Below are 23,281 nucleotides of genomic sequence, written 5' to 3'. Positions count from 1 at the left end.
CCGGAAAAACAGTGCACAATAGCGGAATTGCCCGTCGCAGCCGAGGCCTCCACCGGCTCGCGCCAGTGACCGGCACGCGGCGCGGGGGCGCCGCCCCACACGACGAATCAAGGAGAACCATGCTGCGGGCTCTGTTCTGCGCCGGCGCGCTCATGTTGCCGCTCTCGGCTTTCGCATTCACCGCCAGCGACCTCAACCGCCTTTGCTCGAAAACCGACGTAGCCTCGCGTAGCGCCTGTGCGGCCTACATCGAAGGGGCAGCCGATGGCATTTTCAACACCATCGACGCAATCGGCGGCACAACCGGGCCGCGCGTCGGCCAGTATTTCTGTTTGCCGCCGGATGCACGCTCCGCGCAACTCACCGACGCGGTGCGCAAATACATCGCCGACAATCCCAACGTGGCCGGCTACAACGCCAGCACGGCGATTTCACTGGGTCTGGGCAAGGCGTTTCCCTGCAAGACGGGTAGCGGTAGCTAAAGCGGTTCTGATTCAACATTTCTCAACCGGCTGCGTACACGTGTGCGCAGCCGCGTCTCAATGCCGTTGAACCTACGGCCAATTCTTTAGTCGATTCCCAGGCGGTGCGCTTTAGCCGCCGCTGCATTCTGTAGCGTTTTTTACGCGTCTTCGCGTAGCGTGGCTTCGCTGCGTCCGATCTTTGCCGTCTACCGTCCGATGCCGCCCCATGGAGGAACTGGCCGCCGATGCCTGATCTCGATTCCGTTGCCGTTTCCGTTTCCGATTTTGTTTCGCGCCTGGCCGACGCGCCGTTGCAGAACTGGCTCGGCACGCTGATCGCGAGCGCGCTTGCGCTGGCCTTCGCGTTTTCGCTTCACTGGCTGGGCGCGCGCGTCGTGCGCCGCATCGCGCGGCCCTATCCGCACCTGAGCGTGTTCGTGCGCTATGTGCATCAGCCCGCGCGCGTGGTGCTCGGCGTTCTCGCGCTGGAGTTCGTCTGGTGGCAGGTTCCCGACACGCTGCGCTTTGTCTCGACCCTGCGCGAGTTGTGCGCCTTCGCGCTGGTCGGCGCCATCACCTGGCTGTCCGTGCGCTGCGCGGCGGCCATCGGCGAGGCCATCGTGGCCGCGCATCCGCTCGATATCGCCGATAACCTCCACGCACGCCGCATCCACACCCAGGCGCGCGTGCTGGCGCGCACGGTGATGGTGGTCATCGTCATCTTCGGCGTCGGCGCGGCGCTGATGACCTTCCCGAATGTGCGCCAGATAGGCGCGAGTCTGCTGGCTTCGGCCGGCGTGGCCGGACTGGTTGCCGGTATCGCGGCACGCCCCGTGCTAGGCAATCTGATCGCGGGCTTGCAGATTGCGATTTCGCAGCCCATCCGTCTGGACGATGTAGTCGTGATCCAGGGCGAGTGGGGGCGTATCGAAGAAATTACCGGCACTTATGTGTCGGTGCGCATCTGGGATCAGCGTCGTCTGATCGTGCCGTTGCAATGGTTTATCGAGAATCCGTTCACGAACTGGACACGCAGCAGTTCGCAGATCATTGGATCGGTGTTTTTGTGGCTCGACTTCCGCATGCCTCTTGCGCCGCTGCGCGAGGAACTGGCGCGCATTGTCGAGCACGCGCCCGAGTGGGACAGGCGCGTGCAGGTGTTGCAGGTCACCGATGCCAACGAGCGTGCGATGCAGTTGCGCGTGCTGGTGAGTTCGCTGGATTCGGGGCTGAACTGGGATCTGCGCTGCCGGGTGCGCGAAGGGCTGCTCGATTTCGTCAATGCGCGCTATCCGCAGTACTTGCCGAAGGCGCGTGCCGAGGTGGCGGCGCAGATCGACGGCGGCGTGTTCGAGCCATCCGCCGATGCGACGCAGGCAGCGCAGCGCCCGATGCCGCCATGGCGGCCGCCCGCGCAGCCTGCAGCGAGCACGGCGGCGCACACCGAAGCCGATCCCGTCGCGGGCAGCAGCCTGCGTGCGGGACAGGACCGCGCAACGGTAGAGACGGCAGAGGCTGCGCAGGAGGCACAGGCGGCGCGCTGGAGCACCGTCGGGCGCGCCCAGAACCTATAACAGAGGAAGCAGGCTAGATGAGACGAAAAGGAGTGCAACGATGGCCAGGCTGATAGTCGTCTCGAACCGTGTGGCGACGCCCACGGAGACCAAAGGCTCGGCAGGCGGGCTTGCCGTTGGCGTGTTTGGCGCGCTCAAGGACGCGGGCGGCGTGTGGTTTGGCTGGAGCGGCGACGTGGTGAGCGAAACCGTGGCGAACGCCGGTCCCACGCTCGTGCAGGAAGGCGCGGTCACCTTCGCGACGGCCGGCCTCACGAAGAAGGATTACGACCAGTACTACCGCGGCTTTTCGAACGCTACGCTGTGGCCGGTTTTCCACTACCGCAACGATCTCGCGCGCTACGAGCGCGACGAATACGCGGGTTACCGGCGGGTCAATGCCTGGCTCGCGCACAAGCTCATCAAGCTGATCGAGCCCGACGACATCATCTGGGTCCACGACTACCATCTGATCCCGTTCGCGGAAGCACTGCGCGCCGAAGGCGTGCGCAACCGCATCGGCTTCTTTCTGCATATTCCGTTTCCGTCGCCGCAGGTGTTGCAGACGATTCCGCCGCACGATGAGCTGGTGAAGTCGCTGTGCTGCTATGACCTGCTCGGGTTTCAGACGCGCAACGATCAGCAGGCGTTTCACGATTACATAGCGCGCGAGGCGCACGGCGTCGTGCGTGAGTTGGGCGAGAAGGGCAAGCAAGCCGAGCACGAAGGAGAAATCGAAGCCTACGGGCGCAAGCTGCGCACGGGCGTCTATCGGATCGGTGTGTTTCCCGACGAGATCGCCGAGCAGGCAGCGCGTTACGAAAGCCGCCAGCATGTGCTCGATCTCAAGCAGAGCCTCGAAGGGCGCAAGCTCATCATGAGCGTGGATCGCCTCGATTATTCGAAGGGGCTGGTCGAGCGCTTTCATGCCTTTGAGCAGTTGCTCGAACATTCGCCCGAATGGCGCGGCAAGGTCACGCTTGTCCAGATCGCACCGCCCACGCGTTCGGACGTGGCCAGCTACAAGGTGATCCGCGAAGAGCTGGAGCGCGAAGCGGGGCGCATCAACGGCCGCTACTCGGGACTCGACTACACGCCTATCCGCTATCTGAGTCAGCAGTACGACCGCTGGAAGCTGATGTCGCTGTTCCGCGAATCGCAGGTGGGCTATGTCACGCCGCTGCACGATGGCATGAACCTGGTCGCCAAGGAATACGTCGCCGCGCAGAATCCGGACGATCCGGGCGTGCTGGTGCTGTCGATTTTCGCGGGCGCGGCGGCTGAGCTCAGCGGCGCGCTGCTGGTCAATCCGCACGATGCGGCGGGTATGTCGGAGGCGCTGGAGCGCGCGCTGTCGATGCCGCTCGCCGAGCGCCAGGCGCGCTACGAAACCAATATGGAAGCGCTGCGGCACAACGATCTGGGCGTGTGGCGCGACCGCTTCCTGAGCGATCTGGCGAAGGTGCCACAGCAGCGCTGACGCACTCCGTCAGGCTCAAGCGGCGTCGCATTCGCGGGCGATCCAGAGACGATTGCGTATGATCCGGCGTTGATCCTCGCCTCTTCGACGCTTCATGCTGACCACGCTCGCCATCGCCAACTATCGCTCGCTGCGCGAGCTCATCGTGCCGCTCGGGCCGCTCAACGTCATCACCGGTCCGAACGGCAGCGGCAAGTCCAATCTCTATCGAGCATTGCGACTGCTCGCGCTCACCGCGCGCGGCGGCGTGATTCCGTCGCTGGCGCGCGAGGGCGGCCTGCAATCGACGCTGTGGGCCGGCCCCGAACGTTTCGCACGCGCGGTCGCGGCAGGCGAGCATGAAGTGCAGGGCACCGTGCGCAAGGACGCAGTGAGTCTCAAGCTCGGCTTCGCGGGCGAGACCTTTGGCTATGCGATTGATCTGGGCTTGCCGCCGCCCGCGTCCACTTCGCAGTTCTCGCGCGATCCCGTCATCAAGCGCGAGTGCATCTGGAGCGGGCCGGTGCTGCGTCCCTCTGCGCTGCTCGTCGATCGTCAGGGGCCGACGATCCGCATCCGCGACGACAAGGATTGGTCGACGCTTGCGCAGCCCGTGGCGAGTTTCGACAGCATGATGACCGAGTACGCCGACCCGCGTAGCGCGCCCGAGATGATCGCCGTGCGCGAGCAGATCCGCTCGTGGCGCTTCTACGATCATTTCCGCACCGATCAGCACGCGGGCGCGCGCCAGGTGCAGATCGGCACGCATTCGCCGGTGCTCGCCGACGACGGCGCGAATCTCGCCGCGGCGTTGCAGACGATACGCGAGATCGGCGACGGGGCGGCGCTGGATGCGGCGATCGGCGATGCGTTTCCCGGCGCGCGCGTCGAAATCGTCAATCACGAAGGGCGTTTCGAAGTGGCGCTACGCCAGGAAGGGCTGTTGCGAGCGTTGCGCGGCGCGGAACTGTCGGACGGCACCTTGCGCTATCTGCTGCTGGCCGCGGCGCTGCTCAGCCCGCGCCCGCCCGCGCTGCTGGTGCTCGACGAACCGGAAACCAGCCTGCATCCCGACTTGCTGCCGTCGCTCGCGCGTTTGATTGCGCGGGCCTCGACGCAATCGCAGGTGCTGGTGGTCTCGCACGCGGCGCGGCTGGTGGCGGCGCTCGAACGCGAGGCGGGTAGCCAGTCCATTATGCTGGAGCGGCGCCTGGGCGCGACGACTTTTGCCGATCCCGACGCGCTCGATATCCCGGCGTGGAAATGGCCGGCGCGCTGAAGCTGTATCCGCATGTAAGCCGATATGAAAAATTGCAAGAGCGGGGGCGTGCCGCGGGCGATTGCCGAATAATGGGTCTTTGCAACTTGCCGGAGCGGTCCTGCGCGGTCCTAAGCGATCCGGCGCGATCCGTCCCCGACGTCGCTCAGCCGCGGGTTTGCGCCATGTCTGATCGGTGACGGCGCGCTTACAATGATCTGAGTTTTCCCGCAGTGAACAGGCGCGCAATGTGCGCAAGCCCTGTGCGAAAGACTGGCTTGAAGCCGGTGTGCTTGACCCGTGGTTAACCCCGTGGCTGACCCGATCGCCAGACACGCCTGGCCGAACTCTGGAGACACCCGATGAGAATTGCGCAGATCGCTCCGCTGACCGAATCGGTTCCGCCCAAGCTCTATGGCGGCACGGAACGCGCCGTGTCGTACATCACCGAGGCGCTGGTCGATCTCGGCCACGACGTCACGCTGTTCGCGAGCGGGGATTCCGTGACGAGCGCGAAGCTCGAACCGGTCTGGCCGCGTGCGCTGCGGCTCGATCCCGCGATTCGCGACCGGGTCGCGCCGCATATGCTGCTGATGGAGATGGTGCGCCGCCAGGCCGATCAGTTCGACGTTCTGCACTTCCATATGGACTACTACTCGTTTTCGGTGTTCAAGCGCCAGGAAACGCCGTTTGTGACAACGCTGCATGGGCGCCTCGATCTGCCCGAGCAGCAGCCGGTGTTCGACACCTTCAACACCGCGCCCGTCATCTCGATCTCCAATGCGCAGCGCCAGCCAATCCCTCAGGCACGCTGGCTCAGCACGGTGTACCACGGCCTGCCGGAGAATCTCTACACGCCGCAGCCCGTCGAGCAACGCTATCTGGCCTTTCTTGGCCGCATTTCGCCGGAAAAACGCGTCGATACCGCGATCCGCATTGCGCAGCGCTGCGGCCTGCCGATCCGCATCGCCGCCAAGGTCGACGAAGCCGACCGGGAATATTTCGAACGCCAGATCAAGCCGCTGTTCTCGCTGCCGAACGTGGAATTCGTCGGCGAAATCAACGATAGCCAGAAGGCCGAATTCCTCTCCGGCGCGCATGCGCTGCTATTTCCGATCGACTGGCCCGAACCGTTCGGCCTCGTCATGATCGAGGCGATGGCCTGCGGCACGCCGGTGATCGCCTTCAATCGCGGCGCGGTGCCTGAAGTGGTGGACGACGGCGTGTCGGGTTTTATCGTCGAGGATGAGGTGGGCGCGCTGGCAGCCGTGAACCGGCTTGCACGTGTGCCGCGTGCGGGCGTGCGTCGCCGCTTCGAGGAGCGCTTCACGTCGCATCGCATGGCGCAGCAGTACGTGGAGGCCTATCAGGCGGTGATTCGCGCGAATAAACGCTCGCGCTTCAAGGTGATCGATACGTCCGCGACCTGAGCGCCAAAAGGGACGGGGTACAGGTGGCGCGGACGTAAGCGAACAGGAATCAGAGCTTCAGCTGCGTGATCTTGGTGGTGCCCAGCGAGAGATCGCCGATCAGGCCGCTGTTGGTGAGCACGAAGACTTCGACGGGCTTGACGGCGGTCGTGGTATCGATCGTGCCATTGGCGCCGACCTTCACAAGCGCGACCGAGGCGTCGCCGCCCACCGACCAGCCTTCCGACGTATGCAGCCGGTTGAGGGCGTCTTCGGTCATGAAGAGGTAGACCACGGCCTTCGACTGCATGCCGAGCGTGGCGCCCACCGACGCGCCGGTCGTGCTGTAGTAGCCCACCGTGCTGCCGCCCACGCGCAATGCACCGTCGCCGTGTTCGCCGCCAATGCCGATGCCGGCCTGAATCACATTCGGGAAGACGAGGATACCGTGAGCCTTGCCCACCAGTTCCCGCGCGCCGGGCACGGTCTGGTAGAGGCGCGACAGCGTGCCGTCGACACTGGCGTCGATCGCCTGGCGTCGCGACGCGTCGGTTTGCCCATTCGGTGGTGTGCTGCCGGTTGTGGAGCAGCCTGCGAGTGTCGCGCCGGCCAGCGCGATGGCGATAGAAGCCCTCAGGATGAAACGACGTCCTTGCATGTTGTTCTCCGTTCTGTGTTCCGGAAAGCCGAACCGCTGCGGCGCTGCCGATCACGGATCAGCCTCGTCGTTATAGCACAGCGATTCAAACGAGCTTTCGGAATGGGCACGGAATTCGCGCGGAGCCGCCGCGCCATGCCGGGCGCCGTATGGCCGGATTCAAGGTTCCGTAACGGCCTTGGGCGCGGGCGGGCGGCGCAGCGCCCGCCGCACCGCGCCGAGCAGCATGCCGAGCGCGAGCAGCGCCACCGCCGGCACCACCCAATAACCGACGAAGGCATGCCAGAGATAGCGCACGAGCGTCGCGCGGCGCTGTGCGTATTCGTCGCGGGCTTCCTGTTGGGCGGGGGCGTTTTCGGCGAGCACGGCGGCGGGACATCCCGCCGCGCGCGCCTGATCGGCTGTGCCCTGGCAATGCTGCGGCGCGCCGGCACTGCGCTCGGCATCAGTGAAACTCCACGAACTGAGCGCGCGCTGCAGATCCGCGCGGTTATAGGCCATCTCGTCCTGGGTCTCGCGCACCACGACGATCATCACAGGCACCAGCCAGAACACCATCACGAGCATCCAGCGGCGAAACCAGCGATTCTTGTGTCTCCATGCCATCTGCGCCTCCGTTCGATGCCAATGGCATCAACCAGGACCAGCCTGTCTGGGTTCTTTTGTGTCGGCCCGATGGCGATAGACGTTTGATGTAAGGAATGGGGCCGTTGGAGCCATCATAGGAGAAAAACCGCGTGTCGGCGCAGGCGCGCCTGGCCTATGCGGCGCCACAAAGCTGCGTCAGAAAAAACGACGCGCCGCAGCATAGGCCGGGGCGCGTCGTCTGGCGGCGATCTTCCAGTCTCGAACCGGCCAGGTTAATCAGGAATGCCTGGCGGCTGGGGAAGCGTGAAATCAGCTCTTGGTCGACAGGCAGGTCTTCATGAAAGCCTTGCGATCGTCGCCTTTCTTGTCGGCGGCTTGCGCGTTGCAGGCCTTCATGCGGTCTTGCTGTGACATCTTCGGAGCGGGTGCGCCGGCAGCGGACAGACATTGCTTCATGAAGGCCTTGCGGTCGTCGCCTTTCTTGTCGGCGGCCTGCGTGTTGCAGGTCTTCATCTTCGACTGCTGGCTATTCATGGCGGCGCCGGAAGCGGCGGCCGGAGCAGCGGTTTGGGCGAAAGCCGGTGCGGCGAATACACCGCCCAGTACGATTGCAGCAATGACGGATTGGATCTTCATCGTTCACTCCCATGGGATTTTCGACGTTGTCGGTAGTCGTGTGCGCAGGCCGCTTTTCAATCCAGACTTGCCCATCGCCGCAACCAATTATGGCAAAGCCACCCTCAAAACGGACCGGCGATGTCTTCGGTTGACGTAGGCTACGGCACAATGCGCTTCAACGGCGCGCCATGCGCAAGGAGACACACCATGCATTACCTCCTGATGTACGAACTCGCCGACGATTACCTCGATCGCCGCGCCGAACATCGCAGCGCGCATCTGGCGCTGGCGTGGGCCGCGGCGCAGCGCGGCGAACTGCTGCTCGCCGGTGCGATCGCGGATCCCGTCGACCATGCGCTGCTGCTATTCCAGGGCGACAGCCCGAACGCCGCAGAAGCCTTCGCGCGCGCCGATCCCTATGTCCAGGCGGGCCTCGTGAGGTCATGGCGCGTGCGGCCATGGCAGACCGTCGTGGGCGAGCACGCGTCGAATCCGGTGCGCTGAGTCAGGCGCGCGGCATCGCGTGCGCGTGCAACGGTTGGAACTGCGAATCTTGGTGAAACTCCTGGGACAACCCCTGGTGGGATCCCGGGTGCGAATCCAGGTGCGATCCCCTATGGCGATTCGCCTGAAGAGCCGCCATCGCTCGCGGCGCGATGCAGCAGGTCGCGCACGGTCTCATCGTCGACCTGATCGAAATCGGCGTAGAACTGACCGACGCTCATGAACGACAGGGGCATCTTCACGCAGACCAGATCGTCGACGATGCCCGCTAGCCGCTCGCGCGCGCCCGCCGGCGCCACCGGCAGCGCCGCGACGATGCGCGCGGGGCCGAGCGAGGCAAGCGCCAGAGCCGCCGCCTTGAGCGACGCGCCGGTGGCCATGCCGTCGTCGATCAGCAGCGCCACGCGGCCGGCCACCGGAATCGGCGCGCGCTCGCCGCGATAGCGCGCCTCGCGGCGTCCCAGTTCGATGCGCGCGAGGGCGAGGGCGCTCTGCAACTGCGGCTCGCTTACGCCTGCCTCGCGGATCAGCGCTTCATCGACATACTGCGCGCCGTTCGAGGACAGCGCGCCCATCGCCAGTTCGGGCTGCCAGGGTACGCCCAGCTTGCACACGGGCAGGACGTCGAGCGGGGCGCCCAGCGCCCGCGCCACTTCGAAGGCTACCGGCACGCCGCCGCGCGGCAGCGCCAGCACGGCCACGTCGCGGCGTGCGCCATAAGGCGCAACGAGCTGCGCGGCGAGCAGGCGTCCCGCATCGCGTCGGTCGGTGAAGGAGCGTTCCATGACGGTGTGGTCGTGATCCGGAGCGGCGTTTTCGGCGGCCCGCTGCAAACACGGGCGCGAAAATGATGCGCCCAGTGTGCCACGCACGGCCTGGGCGCGGCGCAAATATGGGATAAAAACGGCATTCGTGAATGACTGTCATTCAGGCCGGAGATCGCTCAGGTGCGGTGGCCAGATCGATTGCCGGTTGCATTAGCGCAAAGGCCGCAAACATCTTCCGCCTCGCCTTCATTTGCATACGCGGATTTCTCGTTTGGCGCGGCCCACGCGCGTGGTTAGCATGTTCCCCGTGCCTTTCACCGACGAGGTCCATGCCATGTCCGACACCGCCTGTTTCTCCCCCCGCGTCGTTGAACCCGCCGAAGCCGACGCCCCCGAAGGGCTCGGTCTTGCACTGGAGTTGCGCCTTGCGCGACCCATCGACGGCATTGCGGGGCAGGCGTTGCGCATTCATTTACGGCGCGGCGCGCGCATGGATCAGGCGGAGACGCTGCGCGACCTGCTGCACGAATTCGGCGTGGATATCGTCGTTGCCCCGACCGCCTGAGTTTTAGTCGAGCGAAGTCGCGAACAGCGCGTCGAGCAGATTGGACGACGAATCAGCCAGGCGCGTGAGCGACTCGACCATGCGCACCTGGCAATCCACCAGCGCAATCGCGCGAATGCGGCGCGATTCGCCGAATTCCGCGCCTGCGATCACGCCCGCGCCCACGCCTTGCGCGATGGCGGTCTGCAGCGCCTCGCGGCCATCCACGTAAAGCACGGGCTGCACCTGCAGCCCTTTGCGCACCAGTTCGGCTTCGAGCAACTGCTGCGTGACAGAGTGCGCCTCGCGGAAGATCATCGGTTCGCGCACCAGTTCCTCGTAGGTCATGCGGCGCTTTTTGGCCGCCGGACTGTCGGCGGGCACCACTGCCACCAGCGGCTCCTCGCGCAGCACGCGCGTCTGCAGGCGGCTATGCACCTGATGCGCCGCCGTGATCGCCGCATCCACCTCGCTCGACAGCACGCGCCGCATGCATTCGGTCGCATTGGCGATGCCGAGCTTCACCACCACGCCCGGAAAACGGCGCCGGAACGCGCCGACCAGCTTGATCGCCAGATCGGGCGCATCGGCCACCAGCGCCAGTTCGCCCGACTCCAGCGCGCCCGCCGACTCCAGCAGGCGCCGCGCATCGCGCTCGCAACCCACCATCTGGCGCGTCACCGCATAAAGCCTGCGGCCCAGTTCCGTCAGCTCGACGCCGCGTGGCGCGCGCTCGAACAGCTTGACGCCGAAATCGCTTTCCAGCCGCCGCACGTGATCGGACACCGCCGGCTGGGTAAGGGAGAGCGCCTGTGCGGCACGCGAAAAGCCGCCATGTTCGGCGACCGCGTGAAAGGCGCGCAACTGGGCATATTGCATGATGGGGATGCCTATAAGTTCAGCTGATATCGACATAGATTATATCGATTTTACCGATGATCGCTGTTCCAGTACCGTAGCGCCATCACGCTGAACACCGACTGGAGCAGCCGCATGACCCCGACCGCCGCACCCGCCGCAGATCCTTATCTGCTGACTCCTGGCCCGCTGACCACGGCCGCTTCGACGAAAGCCGCCATGCAGCGCGACTGGGGATCGTGGGACGCCGATTTCCGCGCCATGACGGCACGCCTGCGCGCCGCGCTGCTGGAGATCGCCGGCGCCACCGATCTCAATTACGACTGCGTGCCGCTGCAGGGCAGCGGCAGCTACTGCGTCGAAGCGATGCTGGGCAGCTTCGTGCCGCGCGACGGCCACGCCCTCGTGCTGGCCAACGGCGCGTACGGCAAGCGCATCGCCACCACGCTGCGCTATCTGGGCCGCGACCATACCGTGCACGACACGGGCGACTACCTGCCGCCACGCGCCGCCGATGTCGAACGCCTGCTGGCCGCGAACGCCGCCATCACGCACGTGGTCGTCGTCCACTGCGAAACCAGCTCGGGCATTCTCAATCCGGTTGGCGAAATCGCCGAGGTGGTGGCGCGCTCTGGCCGCCGTCTGCTGATCGATTCGATGAGCGCCTTCGGCGCGGTGCCGCTCGATATGCGCACGCTGCCGTGCGAAGCCTTCGTGTCGTCGGCGAACAAGTGCATTGAGGGCGTGCCGGGCTTTGGTTTCGTGATCGCGAAAAAGCGCGCGCTCGAAGCCGCCAGGGGGAACAGCCACTCGCTGGCGCTGGACCTGCACGATCAGTGGGACGTGATGAACCGCACCGGCCAATGGCGCTTCACGCCGCCCACGCACGCCGTGGCGGCTTTCCTGGAAGCGCTGCGCCTCTACGCCGAACAGGGCGGCCAGCCGGGGCGGCTGGCGCGCTACACGCGCAATCGCGATGTGATGGTGGCGGGCATGCAAACGCTCGGTTTCGAGCCGCTGCTAACCGATGTCTGGCGCTCGCCGATCATTGTCACGTTCTTTTCGCCTGCGCATGCGAACTTCAGCTTTACGCGCTTCTACGAACTGATGAAGGAGCAGGGTTTCATCATTTATCCGGGCAAGCTCACGAACGTCGAGAGCTTCCGCATCGGCTGCATCGGCGCACTCGACGAAGCGGTGATGCGTCGTGTGGTGGCGGCCTGCGCCACCGCCCTGCGCACCATGGGCGTGCCCGACGGCGCGCCGGAACACGCCTCGCTCGACGCCCGCGAGGCGCTTGCGGCCTGATGGTTTAACCCGGCTCAAGCCGATTCACGCGATCTACGCATCTCACGCATAACGCAGCGCAATTCGAAGGAAATACGCAAATGAAACACGTCAAGGCAGTGATCTTCGACTGGGCCGGCACGGTGGTGGACTTCGGCTCGCGTGCGCCGATGGGCGCCTTCGTCGAAACCTTCGAGGAGTTCGGCGTGCCGATCACGATCGACGAAGCGCGCGGCCCGATGGGTATGGCCAAGCGTCCGCATATCGCCGCGCTGATGGCCCTGCCGCGCGTGGCGCAAGCCTGGGAAGCGCGTCACGGCCACCTGCCGGGCGACGCCGATATCGACGCGGTCTACGACGTGTTCGTGCCGAAGAATGTCGCCGTGGCCGCGCAGTACAGCGACGTGATTCCGGGCGTCGCGGCCGTGACGAAGCAACTGCGCGCCGACGGCGTGCGCATCGGTTCCACCACGGGCTACACGCGCGAAATCATTGACCAGATCGTGCCGGGCGCGGCCGCGCAGGGCTTCGAGGCGGACAGCATCGTTTGCACCGGCGACACGCCCGAGGGTCGTCCGTCGCCGTACATGATCTATCGCACGCTGCCGCAGCTGGGCGTGTGGCGCGCCCGCGACGCAATCAAGGTGGACGACACCGAGGTCGGCATCGAAGAAGGCCTCAACGGCGGCACCTGGGCCGTGGGCGTTGCGGTGAGCGGCAACGCGTTCGGCATGTCGGAGGACGAAGTGCACGCGCTCGCGCCCGACGAATTCGCGCTGCGCCGCGCTGCGGCGGTCGAGCGGCTGCGCGCCGCCGGTGCGCACTACGTGATCGACAGCGTGGCCGACCTGCTGCCGGTGGTCACCGAGATCGAAACGCGTCTGGCACGCGGCGAGCGCCCCTGATGTAGCGCTGCTTGCGCGCTAATGGCTGGGTTCTGATGGACGGGCGGCGTGTGCCGCCCGTTCGTCGTTTGCGCCGTCTGCGTTACCATGAGCGCCCGCCAGATCCAGTCCGCTCATGAAGACGTTCCTGCTTTTCGCCGTTACCGCACTCGCCGAAATCGTCGGCTGCTATCTGCCGTACCGCTGGCTGCGCGAGGGCGCGAGCGCCTGGTGGCTGGTCCCGGCTGCGGCGTCGCTGGCGCTGTTCGCCTGGCTGCTGACGCTGCATCCGAGCGCGGCCGGGCGTACCTATGCCGCTTACGGCGGCGTCTACGTGTGCGTGGCGATCCTGTGGCTGTGGGGCGTCGAGGCGATCCGCCCGAGTCCCTGGGATTGGGCCGGCATCGCGTTCACGCTCGCCGGCATGGCGTTGATCGCGTTTCAGCCGCGCTGAGGCGGCCTGAAGTTGCCCCTAGCCGCCCCTAAGCCGCCCGAACCCCCGCCTTGTTCCGTCAACCGACCGTGTTGACGCCCGGAAATTTCGCGCGGAACGCGTGCGGCATCGGCACGACCTTCTTTGCCTCGTAATCGAAAAACACGAAACCCGATTTCGCCATGGCGATCAGCGCGCCGTCCGTGGGCCGCGTGATGCGGAAGATGATGTCGCCGCCGTACTTGTTGAAATCCATGATGCCGACTTCGAAGCACAACTGGTCGCGCGCGTAGGCTTCGGCACGGTAGGTGGTCGCCAGGTCCGTCACGATGATGCTGGTGTGCTCGTCCTTCATGTCCTCGATGCCGGCATCGAACAGAAAACGCGCGCGCGCTTCCGAGATCATCGAGATCATCGAATCGTTCGCGAGGTGGTTCGCCGAGTTGATGTCGGTGACGCGCACCGTGAGGTGGGTCGAGTAGTAATACTGGTCTTCGGGGAAGTGGAGCTCGATGCGGGCCATGGGGAATGCGGGGTTTTTGAGGCTGTCTCGGGTTTCGATGTGGTTGCTGCGGCGCGCATTCTGGTATTCGGGCGAATCGGCGGCTGATTCCGATCCCGCGCGTGCATGTGCGCATTTGCCGCAGGCAGTGCGCGATTGTAGCGGCTCGCGCATTTCCTGGCGTCCCCGTTCGCAGACCTGTTCGTCAGACTGATTGTCCGATCAGCGCATGCGCGGAGCCGTCGTTGACAGTTCGCGCGGGCAGGGCGCACGCTCGCCAGGAGCGTTGATCAGGCCCGCAACACGGGCTTCGGCAGCAGGCGCAAAAAATGCTGATCAGCCCTCGACCGCAACGCGCGCGATTGCGGCTAGCTCAATTCCAGCCCACGCGGGAGACCATATGTCAGGTGAAGAGGAGCGCGACGTCGGCAGCGCGGCAAGGCAGCACGCCATCCGCGCAGTCGTGGACGAGGCCGTCGCCGCGGTCGGGCAGAGCGTGCAGCAGCGCGCTCAGGAAGCCCAGGACGCCCAGGACGCTCATGATGCCGGCGCCGCGCGCAGCATGGCCGACCTCGTCAGCGCCTTCGACTGGTCCTCGACGCCGCTGGGCGCTTACGATAGCTGGCCCAACAGCCTCAAGAGCGTGGTGCGCCTGATGCTGGCCTCGCGCTACGCCATGTGGATGGCGTGGGGGCCGGATCTCACCTTCCTGTGCAACGACGCCTACCGCCCGACTCTTGGCGCGAAGCAGCAATTCCTCGGCTTGCCCTCGCGCGATGTGTGGACGGAAGTGTGGACGGAGGCGGATCCGCGCATCCAGCACGTCCTTAGCACCGGCGCGGCCACCTGGGACGAAAACCTGCTGCTTTTTTTGGAGCGCAACGGGTTCAAGGAAGAGACGTATCACACCTTTTCCTACGGCCCGTTGCACGGCGATAGCGGCGCGGTCGAAGGCATGCTGTGCGTGGTGACCGAAGATACGCGGCGCATTCTCTCCGATCGGTGGCTGGCGAGCGTCGCCCGGCTGTCCGGCGCGGCCCGCAGCGTACAGTCGGTGGCGGCCGCCTGTGACGAGATTGTCGCCGCGCTCGATAGCAACCGTCACGACCTGCCGTTCGTCTCGCTGTATCTGCTGGGCGCGGACGGCGCCTCCGCGCGCAAGGTCGCGTCCAGTCATCCCGACGCTGCACGGCATGCGAGCGCGATCGCGCTGCATGGATCGCACGCCGATCCTCTCGCCGCGGCATTCGCCGAGGCCGCCCGCACCGGCGCCACACTCGATGCGTACAGCGTCGAGGGCGTGCTGCCCGCTGCGTCGGTCTGGCCCGAGCCGACAACGCGCGCGGCGATCGTACCGCTGATGCGCGCCGGGGCCGCGGGCACGTCCGGCGAGTGCATCGGCTTTCTGGTCGCGGGCGTGAGTCCGCGCCTTGTCTTCGACGACGATTACCGTCGTTTCATCGACCTCGTCGCGGCGCAGGCCAGCAGTATCGTCGAAGCCGCGCGCGCTGCTGAAACCGAACGCCGGCGCGTCGAACAGCTTGCCGCGCTCGACCGCGCCAAGACCACCTTCTTCTCCAACGTCAGCCACGAACTGCGCACGCCGCTCATGCTGATGCTCTCGCCGCTCGACGACCTGGTTGCGGCCGACCGCGACCCCGCACGCCTGGCCTTGCTGCGTCTGGCGCGGCGCAGCGGTCATCGCCTGCTGCGGCTGGTGAATTCGCTGCTCGATTTCGCGCGCATCGAAGCCGGGCGCATCGAGGCCTGCTATGAGCCGACCGATCTCGCGCGCCTGACCCAGGACGTGGCCAGCACCTTCAGATCGGCGATCGAGCGCGGCGGCCTGACGTTTTATGTGCAGTGCCGCATGGACGAGCCGGTCTACGTCGACCGGCAGATGTGGGAAAAAATCGTCCTGAATCTGCTCTCGAATGCGTTCAAGTTCACGCTGAACGGGCGCATCGCCGTGCGTCTCGCGCGGCACGGCGCGCACGCGCAGTTGAGCGTCGAGGACAGCGGCGCAGGCATTCCGGAGCAGGCGATGCCGCGCCTGTTCGAGCGTTTTCATCGCGTAGAGGGAACGCACGGGCGCACGCAGGAGGGTTCGGGCATTGGCCTCGCGCTTGTGCACGAACTGGTCAAGCTGCATGGCGGAACGATCGAGGCCTGGAGCGTGCCGGGGCAAGGGTCGCGCTTCACGGTCAGTCTGCCGCTTGGCAGCGCGCATCTGGATGCGGCGCATCTGCGCCAGGGCGTGACGCGCAATGGCGGGATGCAGGTGGCCGCGGCCTTCGCCGCGGAGGCCGCGGGCTGGCTGGGCACGGAGCGCACCGCGCAGGCGCAGGGCCAGGTGCAAGCGCAGAGCCAGGCGCAGGGCCAAATGCTGCCCGCGCAAAAAGCCGCCAGCAGCGAAGCCGACGGCCTGCGCATGGAGCCCGCGGCGGGCGCGTTGGCGGCGGGCCTGCGCGATCGGCGTTTCGCTTCGACCTTCGGTGCACGCGTGCTGCTGGTCGATGACAACGCCGACATGCGCGCCTATGTCGGCACGCTGCTGGCGAGTGCCTATCAGGTCGATCTCGCCGCCGACGGCGTGCAGGCGCTCGACGTCGCGCGCCGCGAGCGGCCCGATCTGATCGTCTCCGATGTGATGATGCCGCGGCTCGACGGCTTCGGCCTGCTCGCCGAGGTGCGGGGCGATCCGGCCTTGCGCAACGTGCCGGTGATTTTGCTGTCGGCGCGGGCGGGCGAGGAAGCGCGCCTCGAAGGTCTCGATGCGGGCGCCGACGACTATCTCGTCAAGCCTTTTTCGGCGCGCGAACTCGCGGCGCGGGTGGGTGCGCTGCTCGAACGCATGCAGATCCGCCGCGCCAACGAGCAATTGCTCGAACTGGCGCTTTCGAGCATCCAGGATCAGTTTTTCCTGCTCGATCAGGATGCGCGTCTGACGCTGGTGAATCCGCGTTTTCTCGAACTGGCCGGCATGACGGGGGCTCAGGCGCTGGGCCGGCGTTTTGTCGATGTCTGCCCGCAGAGCGCCGCGAACGGCTTCGCCGCCGCCCTGAGCGAAGCGCTTGCGGCGCGCGAGGCGCGTCAGTTCGAGACGCGTTGCGCGGCCACGGGGCGCTGGTTCGACACGCGCATCTACCCGGCCGCCGAAGGCGCGGCGGTGCTGATGACCGACGTGACCGAGCGCAAGCAGGCCCAGGAAGCGATCCGCCTGCGCACCGCGCAATTCGAAACGCTCATGAACGAAGCGCCGCTGGGCGTTTATCTGGTCGATCGCGATCTACGCATCCGCGAGGTGAATCCAGCGGCGCGGCCGTTTTTTGGCGATGCGCCTGAACTGATCGGCGAGGATGTGGGTGTGGTGATGCATCGCGTCTGGAATGCGGCGTACGCGCAGGAAATCGTCGATATCTTCCGCCGCACGCTTGAAACCGGGCAGCCGTATCACACGCCGGAACGCATCGAGGCGCGGCGCGACCGCGAGGCGAGCGAATGCTACGAGTGGGAAGTGCATCGCACGCCGCTGCCCGACGATACGTTAGGTCTTGTCTGCTATTTCCGCGATATCTCGGCGCATGTGCGCGTGCGGCAGCAACTCGAAGAAGCCGATCATCAGAAGGACGCATTTCTGGCCACGCTCTCGCATGAGCTGCGCAACCCGCTTGCGCCGATTCGCAGTGCGGCGGCGATCCTCGCTTCGGCGTCGCTCACGCCCGGACAGCTTCAGTGGGCTGCGGACGTGATCCGGCGTCAGGTCACGCATATGTCGGGACTCCTTGACGATTTGCTCGACCTCGCGCGCATCACCTGCGGAAAACTCGAACTGCGGCGCGACGTGGTGAGTCTCGCGGGCGTGATCCAGACCGCGGTGGAGGCGTCGCGGCCTTTGCTGGAGCGCAAGCATCACGCGCTGATCGTGCATGCGCCGCTGCCCGACGTGCTGATCGACGCCGATGCGCTGCGCCTCGCTCAGGTCGTGTCGAACCTGCTCAACAACGCGGGCAAATACACCGATCCGGGCGGTCATATCGAGCTGACGGTTTCCGTCGACGGCGACACGATCGAGCTTGCGGTGAAAGACGATGGTATCGGCTTGCCGCCCGATGCCCACGAGCGCCTCTTTGCGATGTTCTCGCAGATCGACGCGCGCTCGCCGCGAGCGGAGGGTGGGCTGGGCATTGGTCTCGCGCTCTCGAAGGGCTTGGTGAGGCTGCACGGCGGCACGATTCACGCGCGCTCGGCTGGCGTCAATCTTGGCAGCGAGTTCCGCGTGAGTCTGCCGATCGTGGTGCCCACTCAACGTGCGCCGGATTCGGGCAACGCCGACGCTATCGCGGCGCCAGGCGCGCGCCGCGTGCTGGTGGTCGACGATAACCGCGATGCCGCCGAAAGCCTCGCGCTGCTGCTATCGATTTCCGGCCACGAGGTGCGCGTCGCCCATGCGGGCGAAGAAGCGCTCGCGCTTGCGGCGGTGTTCCGGCCGCAGACCGTGCTGCTCGACCTGGGCATGCCGGGCTTGAGCGGCTACGACGTGGCGCGCGCGCTGCGCGCCATGCCCGAATCGTCCGAGATGGTGGTGGTGGCGCTGACCGGTTGGGGGCAGGACGAGGACCGCAGGAAGACCATCGCGGCGGGCTTCGACTGGCACATCACCAAGCCCGCCGATCCCGAGCAGATCATCTCGCTGCTTACGCGCTCGCGCCGCGAGTTGCTGGGTGAGCGGGGTGAAGCGTTGGCCGCGGCGCGACGCGGCACTTGACGTGCATGTGGCGGGTATCTGACGCGCATTTAGCGCGCACCTAACGTATCGGCTGTGCGCACCGACTGGCGCGTTCAGGCGGCGCGTCCGAGGGCGGATCGCCTAGCGGCGCAGGCGGCGGCATTTCGCCATCGGGCACGGGCGGCGGCTGTTTGGGCTTGGGACTGCCGGGGTCTTCTTCCGTAGGCAGATGCGCGCGAATCACGGCGTGCGCGCCAACATTCCTGAGCGAGGCCAGCGGCATAAGCGTCTCCTGAGGTGAATGACGGCCAATGAGGGTGAGTGATGGCGAATAAGCATTCGTCCCTCAGCCGCAAGACGCGTGCCGCGCCAGCGCTTCGCTGCGAGGAACGCCGGTTGCGCCGTTCCTCGCGCATCAAGGCATGAACCCGCCGCCGTAAAACCACAAGCCGCGCACGTCGATGCATTTCTCCTTGCGCCGCACGCGTGGGTGCCGAACAACCGGTGTCTGCCTGTCATCGTGTACAGCTGCGCTTTCGTTCCTGCCGTGGGGAATCTGGGAGATCACATCGACTACTGTTTCGCGCAGCACGACTGGCCGGTGCAATGGCACGACGGTGTATTCGACTATCACCACTTTCATTCGACGGCGCACGAGGTGCTGGGCGTGATCGCGGGGGCGGCGGAGTTGATCGTCGGCGGACCGGGCGGGCGCACGCTGCGCATCGCGGCTGGCGACGTCTTGTTGCTGCCGGCGGGCACGGGGCACTGCCTCGTCTCGCGCGAGGACGCGTTTCAGGTGGCCGGCGCCTATCCCAAGGGCAGCAATGGGACATCCGGCGCGATGCGCTCACGGCTGACGAATTGCGCGCAATGGATGCCTTGCCGTTCCCGGCATGCGATCCGGTTTATGGCAAAAACGGGCCACTGATTGAGCGGTGGACGTCTCGGGCGTAGCTCGAAGTGTCGATCCGTCGATGGGAATGTGGCTTGCCGCAGCCTCTCAAAGCCATGCACATCGTCGATATCGGGGGGATACCGTCATGAACACTCGCGCTGAGTGTCAATCGTCTTGATCGTTACAGCGATCGGCGACCAGTTGCGCGATCTGGCGCTCGCCGATCACGCCGCTCCACGCGTTCACCCAGCGCATGGCGACTCGCTGTTCATCCGGCGCGTGGGCGTCGATCAAGCGGCTCATGGCCTTGTTGAGCCGATACATCGGGTAAGTCTTGCGTCGTGCTTCGGCCTGTGGCGCTGGATTCATGATGCGTCTCCCAGTATTGGAATGATCAGACGAATCTAACTTATCAGGCACATTTGCATCGCTCGACTTCGCAAATGGCCGCAGGAGATCAGGGGCTATTTCTTGACAGAACCGCAGTAATGCTACTCGCGATCAGCCTGCGTCGTCATGCGCTGTGCCGTATGGCGAATGGTGAAAGCCATTCCGCTACTAATGGACAATCGTCAGCCCACACGCACCGCGAGCCATGCCGCCGATTTCCATCGGCAAATGCGCAAGAGTCTCGAAGACGTGAAGACGCTGATGGGCGATACGCTAGTGCCACCCGACTATCACACGGCTTTTTTCAACAAGACGAACGAGCTGTTGCGCGAACTGGAGCGCAGGTTCATGCCGGACGTTTGAGGCAAACGGGCGCTTGTTTTCCAGCTTATTTTCCGGGCTCGCCGGCAGACTCGTCACAGCGCAGGCTCGCCACCGCTTCGCCGAACATCAGCCGCACCTGCGATCCCGCTCCCGCAGCGCTCTCGATATGGAACTGCGCGCCGATCATCCGCGCGCGCTCCTTCATGCCCTGCACGCCATAGGAGCCGCCGCGCGTGGCGAGCGCCGCGTCGAAGCCCACGCCGTTATCGCGCACCTCCAGTTCGAACCGGTCGACGGTGTGAAGGATCACGTCCACTCGCGAGGCGCGCGCGTGGCGGCTCACATTCGTCAGGGCCTCCTGGACGATGCGGAACACCGCGGTGGCGCGATCGTCGCTCAATAATGGCTCGGCGCCTTCCAGCCGGAACGTGCAGCGGATGCCGTTGTGTTTCGCGAAGTCCTGCACCAGCCACTCCAGCGCGGAAATCAGCCCGAAATTCAGCGCCGCCGGGCGCAGATGGCTCGCGACATTGCGCACGATATCGATGGTCCGCTCCACCAGATCGCCGATGTCGTGGCACTTGGGCGACCCGTCGCCGCCCTGGCTCAGACGCATCTTGAGCAGCGACACGTTGATCTTGATCGCGGTGAGCAACTGGCCCAGTTCGTCATGGATCGTCATGGCGATCTGCCGGCGTTCTTCCTCGCGGATCGATTCCTGGTGCGCCGAAAGCTGGCGCAACTGCTCGCGCGAATCGCGCAGCGCTCGCTCCGTTCGCATGCGTTCGCGCACTTCCTGTTCGAGCTGGTCGCGATGGCGCGTGAGGTCTTCCATGGCCTGCTTGCGCGAGGAGATATCGGTGAGCTGGCCTTCCAGCGCAGGCAGGCTCGACGACTCGCAATAGGTGCCGCGCGCGTTCAGCAGGCACCAGACCGTGGTGCCGTCGGCGCGCGTGAGCGGAATTTCCATCCCTGCGATTTCGCCATTCAGGCCCACCAGCGCGAACAACTGCTCGACCTGACTGGCGGAAAAGGGCGCGACGGCAGCGGTGACCATCGAGCGCCCATGCGCGGCGAGCGCAGCGTTGAGCGCCGCCACATCGGGAAAACCGAACAGCCGCGCCATCGCCGGATTCGCTTCGTGCAGTACGCCGTCGCGATCGAGCACGAAGATGCCTTCGAGTGCGTTCTCGACGATGCTGCGATATTTGCGCTCGCTTTCCTTGAGCGAGGCGGTGGAGTCGTGCAACCGCCCGGCCATCAGATTCACGCGCGCGGCCAGACGCCCGAGTTCGGCGCTCGATTCAATCACGCAGCGGCTCTCCAGATCGCCGCCGGCAATGCGGTCGACCATTTCTTCGAGTCGGCGGATCGGCTCGCGCACGAGATGGCGAATCAACAGGAAGGTGACGATATAGACGACCAGCAAGGCCAGCGCCAGCGCGCCCAGCACGACGGCGCGCGCGGCAGAAAAGCCGCTTTCCTCGACCGCGCGGGTGAACACCACGCGCACCTCGCCGATGCGCTCGCGGGGCGCGTTGCCAGGCGGCGTGAACTCGATCGGCTGCACGCGCACCACTTCCTCGTTGGGGCCTGGCGCGCTCGCGTTGCGCACATCGGCCAGCACGCCGTAATGGGTGGCCTTAACCGTGAGGCGCACGACTTCGGGGTTGGGCCTGAGCGTGTTCAACTGCCGGTCAATGGCGTCGCGATCGATATTCCAGAGCGGCTGGGCGAGCGACTGGCCCAGCAGATCGGCGATGCGGTTGGCGCGTTCATCGAGCTCCACGATGCGCCGCTCGCGCGCGTGCTGGAGCACGATGAGGGCGCTGCTGCTGGCTACCAGCGCGCCGAGCACCACGAGAGACAGCATCAGCTGCGCATGCAGGGTGCGCGGAAAGGCGCGACGCAACCACGTTCGCCACATCATGCGTTCCCGGCGGCAGCGCTGGGCGCTGCGTATATTGCGACGTTTTTTGCAGGGCTCATTACGGGCTTCACCGCAGTGTTCAGCGAGGTGTTCAACATCGACTGGAGATTGAAGTCATAAGCGCGCGAGCTTCCATGCCGTAGACGGGCTATGCGCGAAAACGCGCTGAAATCCGGCGTTTCGTGCCGCTCGAACACGATCTCGTTGTAGCGCGCCGCATCCTTGTCATGCAGCACCTTCAGGTAATCGAGGCGTTGGCGAGCGCCGCCGGCGAGCGCGAAATCCGCACCGTGGTGATAGTCGTGAATCAGCACCATCGCGCAGGCGCCGATGAACTGATCGCCCGCGACGATGGCCGCCAGATCGCCGCGCATCACCGATTCGACCGCTTCGGGCAACGCGCCGAAACCGCCCACGATTGCGCTCGAATGCCGATCGCGCACGGCGCTCAACGCACCGAGAGTCATCGAATCGTTGGCAGCCCAAAGGATATTGGCCTGCGGATAGCGAGCGAGCAGGACCAGCGCCTTGTCGCGGCCATCGGCGTAACTCCAGTCGCCATAGACGAGCTGGCAGGTTTGATCATGCGGCCGCCGCGCGAGGGCAGCCTGTGCTCCCGCCGCGCGTTCGTGCGAGACGGGCGTGGCCGGGTCGCCGGTGATGCCGATCACGCGTGCGGGCGCCTCGCCGCTGTGCTGGCCGAGATACTCCATGAGGCGGAAGCTGCCGCGCTGCGCATCGGCGGTAATCGTGCCGATCCAGTTGGGGATCGCGCCGCGTTCGTGGCCGGTGACGGCGCGCTGGGCATCGGTCAGATCATTGTGGATCAGCAGCACTTTGGCGGGCGAGCGCGCCAGCGTCTGCAGCATTGAAGGCGCGGTCATCTTTTCGTTGACGATCACGACGTAGTCGGGCGCGACGCGGCGCGCGACGATCGATTCGGCCTGGCGCAGCATCAGCAGGTGGTCGCGTTCCGCGTAGAGCACTTCGAGCTGCATGCCGAAGCGCTGCGCCGTCGCCGCCATGAAGCGCGAGACGTATTGCCAGTGCGGGCCGCTGGTTCCCTGCACGCTTTCGCCGGGGTTAAGAAAAACGATATGAGGCGCAGCGCGGCCAGCCGGCATGGCCCAGGCCGACAGCGAGGGCGCACACGTCGCGGCCAGACCTGCGCCCGCAGCGAGGCAGCGCGCCATCATCTGTCTTCTGTTCATGACCATTTCGGGC

At 65.7% G+C, this 23,281-nt stretch carries 22 protein-coding genes and 1 pseudogene; 13 read left to right on the top strand and 10 right to left on the bottom strand.

Features of this window, described 5'->3' with window-relative positions; all coding sequences use genetic code 11:
• The first annotated feature begins 119 nt into the window (after window positions 1-119).
• The 5 genes from F4827_RS07580 to F4827_RS07560 all read left to right on the top strand — a co-directional run bounded on the left by F4827_RS07580 (window position 120) and on the right by F4827_RS07560 (window position 6,164).
• Entirely contained in the window at window positions 120-482 is a 363-nt protein-coding gene (locus tag F4827_RS07580) for a Rap1a/Tai family immunity protein (RefSeq protein WP_167068099.1), read from the top strand.
• 227 nt (window positions 483-709) lie between these two features.
• On the top strand, window positions 710-2,038 hold the full coding sequence (locus F4827_RS07575; RefSeq protein ID WP_183723336.1) for a mechanosensitive ion channel family protein: 1,329 nt from the start codon (window positions 710-712) through the stop codon (window positions 2,036-2,038).
• A 40-nt stretch (window positions 2,039-2,078) separates the two neighbouring features.
• Complete coding sequence (gene otsA, locus F4827_RS07570; protein ID WP_183723335.1) at window positions 2,079-3,497, top strand: alpha,alpha-trehalose-phosphate synthase (UDP-forming); 1,419 nt, start codon at window positions 2,079-2,081, stop codon at window positions 3,495-3,497.
• A 94-nt stretch (window positions 3,498-3,591) separates the two neighbouring features.
• Window positions 3,592-4,755 (top strand): AAA family ATPase, encoded by a 1,164-nt coding sequence (locus F4827_RS07565; protein ID WP_183723334.1) that lies wholly within the window; start codon window positions 3,592-3,594, stop codon window positions 4,753-4,755.
• A 341-nt stretch (window positions 4,756-5,096) separates the two neighbouring features.
• Window positions 5,097-6,164: a glycosyltransferase family 4 protein gene (locus F4827_RS07560; RefSeq protein ID WP_183723333.1), complete on the top strand. Its 1,068-nt coding sequence runs from the start codon at window positions 5,097-5,099 to the stop codon at window positions 6,162-6,164.
• A gap of 49 nt (window positions 6,165-6,213) precedes the next feature.
• On the opposite strand, the gene F4827_RS07555 is transcribed toward F4827_RS07560, so the two are convergent.
• From F4827_RS07555 to F4827_RS07545, 3 genes are all read right to left on the bottom strand, one after another.
• Window positions 6,214-6,801 (bottom strand): YSC84-related protein, encoded by a 588-nt coding sequence (locus tag F4827_RS07555; RefSeq protein ID WP_183723332.1) that lies wholly within the window; start codon window positions 6,799-6,801, stop codon window positions 6,214-6,216.
• A gap of 159 nt (window positions 6,802-6,960) precedes the next feature.
• Window positions 6,961-7,407 (bottom strand): hypothetical protein, encoded by a 447-nt coding sequence (locus tag F4827_RS07550; protein ID WP_183723331.1) that lies wholly within the window; start codon window positions 7,405-7,407, stop codon window positions 6,961-6,963.
• Between the two features lie 291 nt (window positions 7,408-7,698).
• Window positions 7,699-8,025, bottom strand: coding sequence for a PsiF family protein (locus F4827_RS07545; protein WP_167068120.1), 327 nt, complete (start codon window positions 8,023-8,025; stop codon window positions 7,699-7,701).
• Between the two features lie 189 nt (window positions 8,026-8,214).
• On the opposite strand from F4827_RS07545, the gene F4827_RS07540 reads away from it, so the two are divergent.
• Complete coding sequence (locus tag F4827_RS07540) at window positions 8,215-8,511, top strand: YciI-like protein (protein WP_183723330.1); 297 nt, start codon at window positions 8,215-8,217, stop codon at window positions 8,509-8,511.
• 110 nt (window positions 8,512-8,621) lie between these two features.
• Here the strand turns inward: F4827_RS07540 and F4827_RS07535 are convergent, their stop codons facing one another.
• A complete protein-coding gene (locus F4827_RS07535) occupies window positions 8,622-9,296 on the bottom strand; it encodes a phosphoribosyltransferase (protein WP_183723329.1) in 675 nt (224 codons plus the stop codon).
• Window positions 9,297-9,612: 316 nt separating this feature from the next.
• Here F4827_RS07535 and F4827_RS07530 point away from each other — a divergent pair, with 316 nt between their 5' ends.
• A complete protein-coding gene (locus F4827_RS07530; protein WP_183723328.1) occupies window positions 9,613-9,843 on the top strand; it encodes a hypothetical protein in 231 nt (76 codons plus the stop codon).
• 3 nt (window positions 9,844-9,846) lie between these two features.
• On the opposite strand, the gene F4827_RS07525 is transcribed toward F4827_RS07530, so the two are convergent.
• Window positions 9,847-10,701, bottom strand: a complete 855-nt coding sequence (locus F4827_RS07525) for a LysR substrate-binding domain-containing protein (RefSeq protein ID WP_183723327.1) — start codon at window positions 10,699-10,701, stop codon at window positions 9,847-9,849.
• Window positions 10,702-10,815: 114 nt separating this feature from the next.
• On the opposite strand from F4827_RS07525, the gene F4827_RS07520 reads away from it, so the two are divergent.
• The 3 genes from F4827_RS07520 (at window position 10,816) to F4827_RS07510 (ending at window position 13,305) form a co-directional block, all read left to right on the top strand.
• On the top strand, window positions 10,816-11,988 hold the full coding sequence (locus F4827_RS07520; RefSeq protein WP_183723326.1) for a 2-aminoethylphosphonate--pyruvate transaminase: 1,173 nt from the start codon (window positions 10,816-10,818) through the stop codon (window positions 11,986-11,988).
• An 80-nt stretch (window positions 11,989-12,068) separates the two neighbouring features.
• Entirely contained in the window at window positions 12,069-12,872 is an 804-nt protein-coding gene (gene phnX, locus F4827_RS07515) for a phosphonoacetaldehyde hydrolase (protein WP_183723325.1), read from the top strand.
• A gap of 115 nt (window positions 12,873-12,987) precedes the next feature.
• Window positions 12,988-13,305: a YnfA family protein gene (locus F4827_RS07510; RefSeq protein WP_183723324.1), complete on the top strand. Its 318-nt coding sequence runs from the start codon at window positions 12,988-12,990 to the stop codon at window positions 13,303-13,305.
• 58 nt (window positions 13,306-13,363) lie between these two features.
• Here F4827_RS07510 and F4827_RS07505 read toward each other — a convergent pair whose 3' ends face one another.
• Entirely contained in the window at window positions 13,364-13,807 is a 444-nt protein-coding gene (locus F4827_RS07505) for a thioesterase family protein (RefSeq protein WP_183723323.1), read from the bottom strand.
• A 379-nt stretch (window positions 13,808-14,186) separates the two neighbouring features.
• Between F4827_RS07505 and F4827_RS07500 the strand changes: the two genes are divergently transcribed.
• Window positions 14,187-18,554, top strand: a complete 4,368-nt coding sequence (locus F4827_RS07500; RefSeq protein WP_183723322.1) for an ATP-binding protein — start codon at window positions 14,187-14,189, stop codon at window positions 18,552-18,554.
• Between the two features lie 40 nt (window positions 18,555-18,594).
• Here F4827_RS07500 and F4827_RS07495 read toward each other — a convergent pair whose 3' ends face one another.
• Window positions 18,595-18,798, bottom strand: coding sequence for a hypothetical protein (locus tag F4827_RS07495; protein ID WP_183723321.1), 204 nt, complete (start codon window positions 18,796-18,798; stop codon window positions 18,595-18,597).
• Between the two features lie 78 nt (window positions 18,799-18,876).
• On the opposite strand from F4827_RS07495, the pseudogene F4827_RS07490 reads away from it, so the two are divergent.
• Window positions 18,877-19,472: pseudogene (locus F4827_RS07490) on the top strand (cupin domain-containing protein).
• A 106-nt stretch (window positions 19,473-19,578) separates the two neighbouring features.
• On the opposite strand, the gene F4827_RS07485 reads toward F4827_RS07490, so the two are convergent.
• Window positions 19,579-19,782 carry a hypothetical protein gene (locus F4827_RS07485; RefSeq protein ID WP_183723320.1) on the bottom strand — a complete coding sequence of 68 codons (204 nt, stop codon included), beginning with the start codon at window positions 19,780-19,782 and terminating at the stop codon, window positions 19,579-19,581.
• 168 nt (window positions 19,783-19,950) lie between these two features.
• Between F4827_RS07485 and F4827_RS07480 the strand changes: the two genes are divergently transcribed.
• Window positions 19,951-20,166 (top strand): hypothetical protein, encoded by a 216-nt coding sequence (locus F4827_RS07480; RefSeq protein WP_183723319.1) that lies wholly within the window; start codon window positions 19,951-19,953, stop codon window positions 20,164-20,166.
• Between the two features lie 25 nt (window positions 20,167-20,191).
• Here the strand turns inward: F4827_RS07480 and F4827_RS07475 are convergent, their stop codons facing one another.
• Both F4827_RS07475 and F4827_RS07470 read right to left on the bottom strand, forming a co-directional pair.
• Window positions 20,192-22,000, bottom strand: coding sequence for a PAS domain S-box protein (locus F4827_RS07475; protein ID WP_260184434.1), 1,809 nt, complete (start codon window positions 21,998-22,000; stop codon window positions 20,192-20,194).
• 53 nt (window positions 22,001-22,053) lie between these two features.
• Entirely contained in the window at window positions 22,054-23,268 is a 1,215-nt protein-coding gene (locus F4827_RS07470; protein ID WP_260175022.1) for an ABC transporter substrate-binding protein, read from the bottom strand.
• Between the last annotated feature and the right edge of the window lie 13 nt (window positions 23,269-23,281).

Source organism: Paraburkholderia bannensis (genome assembly GCF_014200455.1).
GTDB lineage: Bacteria > Pseudomonadota > Gammaproteobacteria > Burkholderiales > Burkholderiaceae > Paraburkholderia > Paraburkholderia bannensis_A.
The sequence above is the reverse complement of the archived record's forward strand: the minus strand, read 5'-3'. Positions and strand labels throughout refer to the sequence as shown.